Origin of the sequence: Naasia sp. SYSU D00948 (assembly GCF_017916515.1) — a bacterium.
In the GTDB taxonomy this organism is placed as follows: domain Bacteria; phylum Actinomycetota; class Actinomycetes; order Actinomycetales; family Microbacteriaceae; genus Naasia.
Map to the genome: position 1 here is coordinate 2,891,394 of NZ_JAFMTA010000001.1, position 13,002 is coordinate 2,904,395.

General features: G+C 67.4%; 8 protein-coding genes. 4 read left to right on the plus strand and 4 right to left on the minus strand.

The window, feature by feature from the left end:
* The first annotated feature begins 99 nt into the window (after positions 1-99).
* Positions 100-1,092: a carbohydrate kinase family protein gene (locus tag J3P30_RS13520; protein ID WP_210481528.1), complete on the plus strand. Its 993-nt coding sequence runs from the start codon at positions 100-102 to the stop codon at positions 1,090-1,092.
* Between the two features lie 108 nt (positions 1,093-1,200).
* On the opposite strand, the gene J3P30_RS13525 is transcribed toward J3P30_RS13520, so the two are convergent.
* Positions 1,201-2,025 carry a nuclease-related domain-containing protein gene (locus J3P30_RS13525; protein ID WP_210481529.1) on the minus strand — a complete coding sequence of 275 codons (825 nt, stop codon included), beginning with the start codon at positions 2,023-2,025 and terminating at the stop codon, positions 1,201-1,203.
* Positions 2,026-2,332: 307 nt separating this feature from the next.
* Positions 2,333-3,697, minus strand: coding sequence for an NtaA/DmoA family FMN-dependent monooxygenase (locus tag J3P30_RS13530; protein ID WP_210481530.1), 1,365 nt, complete (start codon positions 3,695-3,697; stop codon positions 2,333-2,335).
* Positions 3,698-3,990: 293 nt separating this feature from the next.
* Here J3P30_RS13530 and J3P30_RS13535 point away from each other — a divergent pair, with 293 nt between their 5' ends.
* The 3 genes from J3P30_RS13535 (at position 3,991) to J3P30_RS13545 (ending at position 8,845) form a co-directional block, all read left to right on the plus strand.
* A complete protein-coding gene (locus J3P30_RS13535) occupies positions 3,991-5,244 on the plus strand; it encodes a hypothetical protein (protein ID WP_210481531.1) in 1,254 nt (417 codons plus the stop codon).
* A gap of 263 nt (positions 5,245-5,507) precedes the next feature.
* Positions 5,508-7,640 (plus strand): AAA family ATPase, encoded by a 2,133-nt coding sequence (locus tag J3P30_RS13540; protein ID WP_210481532.1) that lies wholly within the window; start codon positions 5,508-5,510, stop codon positions 7,638-7,640.
* Positions 7,637-8,845: an McrC family protein gene (locus J3P30_RS13545; RefSeq protein ID WP_210481533.1), complete on the plus strand. Its 1,209-nt coding sequence runs from the start codon at positions 7,637-7,639 to the stop codon at positions 8,843-8,845. Before J3P30_RS13540 ends, J3P30_RS13545 begins: the two co-directional genes overlap by 4 nt.
* A 113-nt stretch (positions 8,846-8,958) precedes the next feature.
* Here the strand turns inward: J3P30_RS13545 and J3P30_RS13550 are convergent, their stop codons facing one another.
* Entirely contained in the window at positions 8,959-9,411 is a 453-nt protein-coding gene (locus J3P30_RS13550; protein ID WP_210481534.1) for a hypothetical protein, read from the minus strand.
* Between the two features lie 119 nt (positions 9,412-9,530).
* Positions 9,531-12,863, minus strand: coding sequence for a DEAD/DEAH box helicase (locus J3P30_RS13555; RefSeq protein ID WP_210481535.1), 3,333 nt, complete (start codon positions 12,861-12,863; stop codon positions 9,531-9,533).
* Positions 12,864-13,002 lie beyond the last annotated feature (139 nt).

Sequence of the window (13,002 nt, forward strand, 5' to 3'; positions counted from 1 at the left end):
GCGGTCTCGGGCGGGCACTAGGCTCTGCCGGCGGATCACTGGGAGACCGGCGGATCCGGCGGATCACCGAAGAATCACCGGGATCACTGAAGGAGAGCGATGGCGAAGGTACTGACGGTGGGTCTGCACGTGGCCGACGTGCTGGGGCGATACGTCTCCGCGATCCCCGAGGGCCAGGGCATCGCCCTCCTCGACGAGATCCGCCTCACCGTCGCCGGCACGGCGGCCGCCACCGCGGTGAATCTCGCGAAGCTCGGCGTCTCGGTGGACACCGTCGGCGTGGTCGGCGACGACGCGCTCGGTGAGTTCATGTCGCGCACGATGACGTCCGCCGGGGTCGGCTGCGACCGCCTGCGCGTCAGCCCCACCCACCCGACCTCCGCGACGATGCTCCCGATCCGCCCGGACGGCAGCCGCCCGGCCCTCCATGTGATCGGCTCGAACGCGGCGCTGACCGCCGACGACGTGCCCGACGAGGCACTCGACGGCGTCGAGGTGCTGCACCTCGGCGGGTCCTGCCTCCTCCCGGGCATCGACGGTGCGCCGAGCGCCGACCTGCTGCGCCGCGCCAAGGAGCGGGGCATCACCGTGACGATGGACTTCATCCCGACCGGGGCCGCGTCGGACCCCGATGCACTGCTGCCGTGCTTCCCGTACGTGGACTACGTGCTGCCGAGCCTGGAGGATGCTCTCTCGTTCGCGGGCGCGTCGACTCGGCAGGAGGCGATCGACTTCTACCTCGACGCGGGCGTCTCGACGGTGATCATCACGATGGGCGGCGAGGGCGTCAGCATCAGCACGAGGGAATCGATCGACGAGCGGCTTCAGGCGTACGAGGTCGACGTCGTGGACACCACAGGGTGTGGCGACGCGTTCAGCGCTGGGCTCATCGCGGGGCTCGTCGAGGGCGCGTCCGTGACGGAGGCGGCGGAGCTCGGGATCGCGTGCGGGAGCCTCGTCGCGACGGGGCTCGGATCGGACGCGGGGATCGTCGATCGGACGTCCTTGTCGGAGTTCCGGGAAGCGACGCCGCTGGCGGTTTCCGGCGTGACGCTGCCGCCTGCGGCGGTTCCGTCGCCGGTGTGGGGCTGACGAAGCGGGTTGCTCAGGGCGCGCAGTTGCCGACGGTGAGGGCGACCCCATCCGGCCGGCGCCGTTGACGCTTGGCACCGCCGGCGGACACGCAGTGCTCCTGCGAGGTCACCGTGTCAGCGAGGCCTGGACCGCGGGAATCAGGACTCCGTAGATCATCCAGATCGCGACGCCGATGCCGGCGAGCTTCACGAGGGCGGAGCTCCGCCCGGAGCGACGCCTCGATCCGGTCGCGGTCTTCCTGCGGGGCGTGGCCGGCTGAGCTGCACGAGCCCGCGCCTTGGTCGGCTGCCGTGCCTCGTGAGGTAGGGCCGCCGAAGCGCCGTCCAGCGGCGCCGGCACCGCGCCGTGCAGTTCACGGGCCACGATGGCGTCGAACTGAATGGCAAGCGTCCGAGTATCGATGTCGGAAGCGCCGGAAGCGTGCCACGTCTCCGGTCTGACAGCGGCAGCGACGATGCGGTCGACCTGCTCCTGGCTGAACACGGGACGGCCCTCGAGGGAACCGAGCAGCTCCCAGTCGGCGACGACGCGCACACCACCTTCGGGAGCCGCCTTCACCGTGCGCCTGCCGGGGTTCACGAGGACGATCAGGGGCGTTACGGGCACGACCAAGCCCGAGGCGTCGGTGAGCAGGCGCTCGGCGCGCGCCGCTTCCGCTGTGGCGAGGCCGATGTAGTTCGTCCGTCGTCCGGACACCAGCAGGCCGTGTCCGCCGATCCAGATGTCCTGGCCCGGGTGACTCTTCGTGTTGATGGTGAAGACGCCGGCCGGTCCGATGACGACGTGGTCGATATCGGTGTCGCCGTCACCGACGGGAACCGAGTGCAGCACCGTCCAGCCGTCCCCGAGCCACTCGAGGATGCCGGCGACCGCCATCTCGCCGAGGGCGCCCCTGTACCAGGACAGCGTCTCGTCGCTCGGGGCGTACAAGCTCCGCTGGTGCAGTTCTAGGGTGCGCTGCATCAACGACTGAGCTGGGATGCGCTCGCGCAAGTCCGACATGGCTGCCCCGTTCCCGTCGCCCCCCGACGACTCTTCGAGTACATCGGAGATCGGGAGTAAAGGGGCGGCCCCAATTGAGGCCACAGGCAGGACCGCCATCTTCCGGCAGTCCGTGACGAGCAGTAGCTCGACCCGCGCGGGAAATGTCGACGCCAAGTTTCGTCTCTGCCGCCGGCCGCCCTGATCCACTCAGCACTCGGGATGCCGCGCGCCTCCGACGCGGAGCCCCTAGAGCTCACGCCGGGGTGCGGGCGTCCCTGCGGAAGGAAGCCCCCGGGTGCTCGGGGGCCAGGTGCGGCGTCCCGGTGTCAAGCAGGCGCTCGCGCAGAGTCATCGTCGGCAGATCCGTCTCGACGAGACCGCGTACCCGCAGCTCCGGCATCACGAGATCGAGGAAGCTGTCGAACGTCCCCGTGTGGTCGGGCTGCACCAGGAAGCCGTCGGCGCCGGTCGCCGCGATCGCCTCTTCCGCCTGGTCGACGACCTGCTGCGCGTTGCCGATGAAGGGCGCGCCCATCACGTTGTTGCGCTGGAACTCCTCGAGGATCTCCCGCACGGTCGGCGCATTCGGGCCGAGGAAACGCTCGACGTTGGTGCGACCGGTCTGCGTGCTCGCGACGATTGGGTCCATCGGCTTGTCCGCGTCCATCGCCGACAGGTCCAGGCCGGTGAAGAACGCGTACGCGGCCGCCGCGTCCTCGAGGCTCTTGGTCGCCGTCTGCCGCTCGCGGATCGCCCGGGCCTCCTCCTCGGTCTCGGCCACTATGAACGTGCCGGCCATCAAGCACTTGATCGATCCCGGGTCCCGGCCGTACTGCTCGGCGCGCCGGCGGATGTCCGCGATCTGCGCCGCGAGGGCCGGAACCTCCGCCGCGAGGAACACCGCCTCCGCATACTTCGCGGCGAGATCGCGACCGGGGGCCGATGCTCCCGCCTGGAAGAGGACGGGCGTGCGCTGGGGACCCGGCGGCACGGTGAGGACGCCCTTGGCCGAGAAGTGCGGGCCGTGGTGCTCGATCTCGCGCACCTTGTCGGGGTCGGCGTAGACGCCGGCCTCCCGGTCGACGACGAGGCCATCGTCGTCCCAGCATCCCTCCCAGAGCTTGAGCGACAGGTCGACGTGGTCGGCGGCGATCTCGTAGCGCACGTCGTGATCGGTCAGCGGGATTCCGAACAGCCGGGCGGAGGCGTTCTGGCCGGCGCCGGTGACGATGTTCCAGCCGATGCGCCCGTTCGTGATGTGGTCGAGGGTCGCCATCTTGCGGGCGACCATCGGGGGCTTCTCGACCATGGTGGACAGCGTCGTGACGAGCCCGAGCTTCTCGGTGACGGCGGCCAGGGCCGGCAGGATCGCCGTCGGGTCGCCCTTCGGGAACTGCACACCGCCCCGGATGGCGTTGGCCGGGATCGCGTCGCCCACAACCGGGTAGCCGTAGTCGTCCGCGAAGAAGAGGAAGTCGACTCCGGCCTCCTCGCAGCGGCGCGCCATCGTCAGCCAATGGTTCAGGTCGAGGAATTCGGTGGAGGTGTTGTCCGGCAGCTTCCACGCGCCCATGAGCCCCGCGCACTGGAACATGCCGATCTTCCACGATGCCGTCATTCCGCGTCCCCTTCGAGGTATGTGAACTGATCGATTCAGACGCTACGGCGGCCTTGTTTCGCCCATGTCACAGTCGGGAGAAGTTCGCGCATACGGAGTCGGCGGCGGCGAGTTGCAGCAGGGTGCGGAGGCAGTGGGGCGCGCACGCGTTCCGCCCTCGTCCACCCCCCTGCCAGTCCCCAGTTCGCGACGTCCTCCGACACGTCGCGGCGCGATCCGGCGCGCCTCTCGCCTGCTTCGGCGTCGTGGCCGATAGCTTCACAGCCGGCAAGTGATGCAGGTGGGGATAGGGCATGAGTGACGGAATTCAGCTGATCAGTGATGGCGACGGCCTGGCGGTGATCGGGGACTCGAGCACCATCGAACGGTTCCTGACCTCGGAGGGCCTCTCGTCGAAGGACCTCGGACTAGACCGGCTCAACGGTTCCATCGGCACCGCCGCTGCTGCGATCAGGGTCGGCTCGGAGATCTCAGCGAACTCGGGCCGCTGGGTGAAGCTGACGAAGGAGTCGGCGCAGCTGATCGATAAGTACGGACTTATGACCAGTTCGAAAACCGGACTGAGCATGGGCGTTGTGCAGGCGAAGGGCGGTCAGATCAAGGGAATCGTCCAGTTCGTGAGCGCGCCTGGCTCGCTCCTCACAAACCCTGCTGTTCTGTCCAGCGCGGCCGGGATCATGTCGCAGGTCGCGTTGCAACAGGCCATGGACGAGATCACGGATTATCTCGCGACGATCGACGGGAAGGTCGACGACGTGCTCCGCGCCCAGAAGGACGCTGTGCTAGCGGACATGATCGGCGTCGACATCGTGATCGCCGAAGGCATGACAATCCGCGAGCAGAGGGGACGCGTCCCCGAAGTGACCTGGTCCAAGGTGCAGGCAACTGCTCTGACCGTGGCGCGCACGCAGGGTTATGCGCTGCGGCAGGTCGACGCACTCGCCGAGAAGATGGAGCGCGAATCCGACCTTGGTGAGCTCGCCAGGGAGTCGTCGGAGGCTGCGTCCAAGGTAGAGGAGTGGCTCGCCGTTCTGGCCCGGTGCTTCCAGCTTCAGGATGCGATCGCCGTACTCGAGCTCGACCGCGTGCTCGACGCGGCCGCGAGTGAGCTGGACGAGCATCGCCTCGCTCTGAGGGCGGCTCGGCAGAATCGCCTGCATCTCATTGCGCGAAGCACCGAAAACTTGCTGGGGCGCGTGAATGCGGTTGCCGCGAAGGCGAACAAGCGCGTCCTCCTGCATCCGGGGAAGGCACGCTCTGCAGTGAATTCGGCGAACCGCGTTGCGAGCGCCTTGATGCGCTTCCACGGATGGCTCGGGATCGAGAGCGAGCACGAGTCGCTGCAGGCCAAACGATGGCTGGAGGCGGCCGCCGAAGCGAGGGACAACGTGCTCGAGACCGGAGCGGACGGCGTCGACGCGGCTAAGAGGCTCGGGAACGAGACCCTCGACCGCGCGCGGACGGCTACGGGCAGATTGGCTCTCGGGATTGCAGAGCGAGCGCTCCGCCCGCGCGGTGAACGCGAGGAGCGGCCGGAGGAGGGGTGACGGATCCCCTCCGAGCAGCCGTGGGACGCGGGCCAGAACCGATGGGGATTTGACCGCGAGCCCGCTGAGGAACCCGGCACACCCGTTCGGAGGGTTTTCGGAGGCCGCGCAATGTATCGGCGCTACTTGAACAGTTTTCCCCGGTCTCCCAACTGATCGGGGCCGTTCTCTAACCGTTGCCCGTGTCACAGGCGGGGCACCCGGGGGGACACGCGCGAACTGCCCGCAGACTGCTTCCAGTCGTCTTCGTTCTGAGAGGAATCATGAACGCACGCACAAATCGCCCATTGCGCACTCGCGAGATGCTCGCCGTTCTGCGTGATCTAGGGGCTGACCAGCAGCCGGCCCAACGCGCTCACGTTCTTGATTTGGTCCTCCGCCGGATCCCCCTCGAGGGCGACGAGAACGAGATCCTCGCCTCGGGCAGCAGCAGGGGAGTCGTCAATGTCCGATGGATCTCGGACGATCTCGCAAAGGCGGGCTGGTTGATCAAAGTCCCCTCGGGTCGTGGGCTCTGGAGCATCACGCCCGAAGGACTTGCCGCGCTGGAGCAGTATGCGGATCCGGTAGAACTGACGACGGAGGCTCGCGCTCGTTATTCCGCATGGGTGCGTGACCGGAACCGTTCACGGGCGGAGCGGCTTCGGAGTGTTGTCCTGCCCAGTGACGAAGATCAAGAGCGGGTCTTGGCTGCCGCCCTCGAGTTCGTCAACCGGGGGCTGAAGGAAGGCACCTCGGTCTTCGCGCCCACCCGCAATATCTGGACGGCGCCCAACGCGGCGAAGCTCGTCGAGCATTTCGCGCTCGCGGAGGAAGGCGCTGAGACGGGGTTCCTCAACAAACTCGAACGCCAGCTCGCGGACGTCGACGAGGATGCGCGGCTCTTGATGGCCGAGATCGTCACGCTGCAGTTCCTTCCGATCAAGGAGCAGATGGGCGAGCGCGCCAAGCTCGACCGCGTGAAGCGAGTGCTCGACCTGATGGAGCACCCTGTTCAGGTGCCGGCCGACATCGCGCAGGCCTTTCAGGGCGGCTCGTTCAATCCCGGCCCGGCGATGCAGAACATGCTCCCGGATGGAGTCGAGATCATCGTGCGCCTGCTCCACGCCTGGTTCGAGCTCACACCCGAGGAGCAGGAAGAAGCGCTCGAGAACCCGAAGGCATGGCGCGCCCTGGTGCGCGCTGTTCCCGGGCCCGCCTTCCCATCCCAGCGCAACTCCCTGCTCTACCTGGTGCATCCGAGCTACTTCTCGCCCATAGTCTCCGAGCGGCACAAGCAGCGAATCCGGGATGCCTTCGTCGGCGAGATTGACTCGGCATCCGGTGACCTCGACGAAGACATTCATCGGATAACCCTGGCCATCCAGGAGAAGAATCAAGGGCCGGCGAACTTCTACCAGGAGCCGCTCCGCTCGGTGTGGGACCCGGCTTCACTGGCTCCAGCCGACGGTGAGGAACCGGTTGACGTGGAAACGCCGCCGCAGCCGGCCGAGCTCACGATCGACGAGCTCGCCGACCACCTCCACATCGACGCGGACTGGCTGTCTTCGACCATCGAGCTGCTGGAACGGCGGAAGCAGCTGATCTTCTTCGGACCGCCGGGCACGGGGAAGACCTACATCGCGCAGGCGATCGGCCGCTATCTGTCGGGCAGCACGGACACGACATCTCTCGTGCAGTTCCACCCGTCCTACAGCTACGAGGACTTCTTCGAAGGCTTCCGCCCTGTCTCGAACGCCGACGGAGTCCTCTCCTTCGAGCTGCGTCCCGGGCCGCTGCGAATCATCGCCGAGCAGGCCAGGAACAACCCCGAGTACAACTACGTCCTCGTAATCGACGAAATCAACCGGGGCAATCTCTCGAAGATATTCGGCGAGCTCTACTTCCTTTTGGAATATCGTGACCAGGCCATCACGCTGCTCTACGGTCAGCGAGACGCGTCGGGAGCACCCGAGAAGTTCACCCTGCCTGCGAACGTCTACATCATCGGCACGATGAACACGAGTGACCGCTCGATTGCGCTCCTCGACGCTGCGATGCGTCGTCGGTTCGCGTTCCGCGAACTTCATCCAGAAAAGGATCCGGTCCGCGGCGTGATCAGGAGTTGGAGTGAACGAAACGGCTGCAAGAATGTCGCCGAGTTGCTCGCCGAACTGAACTCCCGAATCGCTGACGATGCCTTCAAGATCGGGCCGAGCTACGTCATGAAGGCAGAGGACGAAGCCGATCTCAGTGTGGTCTGGGAGACCGAGATCCTCCCCCTTCTCAGCGAACTTCACTTCGGCGATGGCGTGGACGTCGGTGACCGCTATGGTCTGGCTGCCATCAAGTCGGCGATCGCAGCCCGGCGCACCGGCGGCCCGAGCAACGAAGGCGAAGGAAGCGCCGCAGAGTGATCGTCCGGCTTGAGGAGGCAAGCGCTACGCAGGAGATCGCGATGCCACGCGCGCTCGCGCTCGAACTCATGCGCCTCCGCGTGGCGGACGTGCAACCCACCGTCCGCGACGACTCCTGGCTTGTGACATCGGTCCGCCGGATCGGCGGATTCCGGCTGGGTCGCGACGAGGTGCTGATCTCACCCAAGGTTCCCATCCGATCACTGATGTTCATGCTGGGATTCGGTGAGGCACAGGTGGCATGGCGCGACGAGTCGATCTCGGCCGACGAGAGCGACGATTTCGCGACAGTCGTCGCGACAACGTTGGTCCGGCTCACCAGCGCAGCAACTCGGAACGGCGTCATGAGGGGCTATCGCTCCGTCGAGGTAGCCGAACCCACAATTCGCGGCAGATGGGATGTGTCACGCCAACTGCGGAGCCGTCCGGGCCAGCCCATTCCGGTCGAGCTCACCTACGACGACTTCACCTCCGACATCCCCGAGAATCGGATCCTGCTTACGGCGTTGATGCGACTGTTGGCTCTCGGAAGCCTTCCGCAGCACGTCCGTAACGCTTTGCTCGCCTTGCGCCGGATCTTCGTCGGTGTGAGCGAGGTTTCCCGTGGTGTGGCGCCTCCGGCCGTCGTGATCTCGCGGCTGAATCGACACTACGAGTCGGCGCTTTCGCTGGCGCGGCTGGTGCTGAACGACTCGTCCCTGGAGCATGAGTTGGGAGGTGCCACGGGAACTGGCTTCCTCGTGACGATGTCGACACTGTTCGAACAGTTCGTCTCGCAGACCATGCGGCGCGCAGCAACTTCCCTGAACCACGACCTCGCTCTGCAGGACTCCTCAGATCTGGACGTCGAAGGGATTGTGCAGATCCGTCCAGACCTCGTTCTGCGTCGAGGCGGAACGGTCGTGGGCGTCGCGGACGCGAAGTACAAACTGGAGAAGCCGAGCGGCTTCCCGAACGCGGACGTCTATCAGGCGCTGACCTACGCCGTGTCCCACGGGCTGAGCGAGGCCCACCTTGTCTATGCCAAAGGAGAGAGCCCGACAGGCCGGATCTTCGTCGGCAGTGCCGATGTTGCCATCGTCCGACATGCGCTCGATCTCGACTTGCCGCCGGCCGCGCTCGTTCGACAGGTCGAGTCCCTCGTCGAGGCAATGTTGGAGACGCCGCAAACACGACTGACATCCGCTCTCGCTGCCCTCCCCTGAAGTCAGTCTTTGAGCAACCTCCGGATGTCCTCCCCGGTCAGCGCCGGCGGAACTGGGCGTTGTCCTCGTTCAGCTACGGCGATGGAATGGGCGAAAGGAACGCATTCGCGCCGTCACTTAGCGCGGGGTCGCGCGCTGATGTAGTCCGCCCATGCGCGCCGAGACTTCTGGTCACGTAATCCGTGATTGACATAGCCGGAAACAGTGCCTACGACTTCCGCCTTACTTTTTCGTGGCCGTCCGACCTGCGTGCCCGGGGCCGGCTCTTCAGCTTGCCGTAGGGGGCCGTCCACATCGGAACCCAACGTGCCGCGGGCCTCCGGCTCCATAGGGCGTGCGGCGCGACCCCTTGGCACCGGCACCTTGCCGCCGTTCGCACGCTTCGCAATTCGCTCGATGCCCTGCCGCGTCATGCCAGCCGCACGCGCGATCCGTTCCCAGGTGTGGCCCTCTTGGCGCAGCGCGACGATCAAGCTCGGCACGCGGGCCTGCGCGTCAAGGACCATCTGCGTCAAACGCTCGAGATCTTCAATCGTGGCAGGACCACAGTTCGGTTCGTCGTTCATCGACCCACACTTTACGATCCACAAAGTTGACTGAGCGATGAGACAGGCTTGGAAGCCGTCAGCCGACAGATTGCGAGCCGCACCGCCCCGGACGTGCGTCTCAGAGGAGAGAATCACTCCTAGAGCAAGGCGCGAATGTCCTCCGCGGTCAACGCCGAAGAGAACTTCGCGTCATCCTCGATCACCGCGTCGAACAGCCGCGCCTTCTGCTTCTTGAGCGCCATCACCTTCTCCTCGATGGTGCCCATCGCGACCATCCGGTAGACGTTCACCGACCGGGTCTGCCCGATCCGGTGCGTCCGGTCGATCGCCTGCTCCTCGGCGGCCGGGTTCCACCACGGGTCGAGCAGGAACACGTAGTCGGCCTCGGTCAGGTTGAGCCCGAACCCGCCCGCCTTCAGGCTAATCAGGAACACCGGCGCGGACCCGTTCCGCCACTGCTCGATCACCTCGCCGCGGCGGGGAGTCGACCCGTCCAGGTACTCGTACGGGATGCCCGCCTTCTCGAACCGCGCCCGCGCCAGACCGAGAAACGACGTGAACTGGCTGAACACCAGCGCCCGGTGCCCCTCGGCGAGGACGTCCACCAGCTGCTCGAACAGCACGTCGAGCTTCGCGGACGGGATGCCCGCGTGCTTCTCGTCGACGAGGGACGCGTCGAGGCTGAGCATCCGCAGCAGGGTGAGCGAGCGAAAGACGATGAACCGGTTCCGATCCATATCGGCGAGCAGGCCCAGCAGCTTCTGCCGCTCCCGCTGCAGCACCGTGTCGTACAGCTTCCGGTGCCGCGGCGACAGCTCGACGGAGAGGATCTGCTCCTGCTTCGGCGGCAGGTCCGAGGCGACGAGCTCCTTGGTGCGGCGCACCATCAGCGGACGGATGCGCCGGCGCAGGAGCGCGAGCCGGTCCGCGCCGCCGCCCGCGGTGATCGGCCGCACGTACTCCTCACGGAACCGCCGCGCCGACGGGAACAGCCCCGGCGCGACGATCTTGAACAGCGACCACAGGTCGGTGAGGGAGTTCTCCATCGGCGTGCCGGTGATCGCGAGCTTGAACGGCGCCGGCAGCGCGACCGCGTTCTCGTGCGCCTGCGACTCCGCGTTCTTCACGAACTGCGCCTCGTCGAGGATCAGCCCCGCCCAGGGGAGGACCTGGTAGCTCGGGAAGTCGAGCCGGAACAGCGCGTACGAGGTGACGATGAGGTCGGCGCCGCGGACCGCATCGGCGATCGGGATCCGGGACTTCTTCTCCGTCTCGGTGATGCCCGCGACCGACAGACCGGGCGCGAAGCGCCGCGCCTCGGCGACCCAGTTCGACACGACCGAGGTGGGCGCGACGACGAGGAACGGCCGCCGCTCCTGCTCAGGCGTCGCCTCGACGGCGTGGGCGACGAGGGCGAGGGTCTGCAGCGTCTTGCCGAGGCCCATGTCGTCGGCGAGGACGCCGCCGAGCGAGTGCCGCCAGAGGAAGACGAGCCAGTCGAAGCCCTCCTGCTGATACGGGCGCAGGGTCGTGGCAAGGCCGGCGGGCGGGGGAGTGGCGGCGACGCTCTCCTCGCCGGCGAGGCCGAGCAGCCCGGCGACGGACTCCCGCCAGGCGACGGCCTCCTCGGTCGAGTCGGCGAGGTCCTCGAAGTCCTCCCAGAGGCTCGCCTGGTACCGGCTGATGCGGAGCCCGCTCTCCCACTCGTCCAGCTCGGCGGCCTCGGCGAGGAGCTCGCGGAGGCGGTCAAAGACGGGCTGGCGCAGCGACAGGTAGGAGCCGTCGGTGAGGAGGAGCCTGTTGGCGCCTTTCGCGAGGGCGGTGAACAGCGGTGTGAACGGGATGGTCTTGCCGTCGACTTTGACGTTGACGCCGAGGTCGAACCAGTCCCGCTTGTCGGTCTCGACGGTGGACACCGCGAGGGACGGGGCACCGACGAGCTCGCGGTAGTCGGGCGGCGTGCCGACGACGTTCACGCGGACCTCGTCCACGGAGCGAATGCGGGGGAGCTGCTCGGCGGTGAACTCCGCCGCATCGATGCCCTCGAGCTGCATCGACGGCACGACGGCGACCTCGGGCAGCTCCGCCTTCACCCGCTCGAGCAGCTCGCGCTCGAGCGCCGGATCGCGGAGGGCGGCGCTGGTCGCGTCGGCGGCGAGGGCAGCGCGGGTGCCGGCGTAGTCCCAGCCCCAGTCGAGGCGGAGCTTGTGGCCGGCGGCGTAGGTGGCGGTGAGGACGAGGGTGGGGGCGACCGGCTGCGGGAGGTCGACGGAGGCGTCCGGGCTGGTCACCGGGACGCTGCGGCGGAGGGTCGGGTAGAAGGTGGAGAGGAATTCCTCGGTGTCCGCGGCTGGGATGACGACCGTGGAGGCGTTGGCGAGGAGGTTCCGCTGCTCGGTGGTTACCGGCACGGCCGTCGGCGCGAGCGCGATCCTCGGCGCGGGGTCGAAGTCCCAGGTGTAGATGCCGTGGTCGCCGACGAGCCGAGTGCGCTCGATCGCGTGCGGCGCGCCGTCGATCCGGACCGCGGGGGAGACGTGCAGGTCCGCGGGCGCCCCGTCGGTGTTCGAGGAGACGACCTCGAGCGCGACGGTGGCCTCGCGGCCGATTCCGACCAGGCTGCCCTTCTTATCGGTGATCAGGCTGATGCCCACCTCGTCGGAGGTGTCGAACAGGGTCCACAGGAGCGGGCTGGCGAGGTCGTCGAGGTAGAGCCACTCGGGCTCGGAGTGAACGTAGTAAGCGCGGCTCGAGCGGTGCAGCGCGGCAAGCTGGGCGAGCCAGCTCTGGTGGTCGGGGTTCACTTCGAGGCGGCCGCCCTGATGGGCGAAGTTGCCCCAGTTGACGTTGCGGACCCAGTTCCCGGACGGGCTGAGGGTGACAGGGCGGACGCCGAGGCGGATGTCGGCGCTCTGCGGAGTGCGGACGTCGACCGGCTTTGCGGACTCGCCGCGCCAGCGGTCGCGGAGGGAGCCGATCTCGCGCAGCTCGAAGAGGAGGCCCAACGGGGTGAGGGGGCGCAGCTTTCCGGTGCCCTTGGCCACACCGGCAGCAGTCAGGGCGGCAATCGCGCTCTTCCAGCTGGGCCCCTCTGTGATCGGCGGTGGCTCGCTGGGCACCGGAGCGGACTTCGTGCTGCGGGAAGTCTCGGTCAGCCGGTCCTGAAGCGTGGCAAGGTTCCGCCGGATGAGGGTCGCGGCGACGTGCTTGCAGTTGCCGCCGACTGGGCAGGTGCAGGAGCTGACGACGTCCTGCGGGTTCGAGGAGCGAAAGCGGATCCGACTCTCATAGGGGAGAGGAGAGGTGCCGGCCACGTGGCCAACGAGGATCTGGCTGTCGGCGTCCCAGGTGGTGTCGAGGACGGCGCCCCGCGAGGCGTACTCCTGGCCTCGCGCGAACGAGGCCGGCCCGACGAGGCGCGTGATGTCACGGACGTCGAGGAAGGGCTGCTCCTCGCTTCTCACGGACATCCGATCAAGGCTAGCTGGCTCTGCGGGCAGGAGGGCCGCCGCGGGCTGTTATGCAGGCCGCCGCCACGCGCGGGGAGAGTCACCGGCGAGACTACGAAGAAGATGCAGAGATCGATGTGCCCCTAACTGGGACGGCACT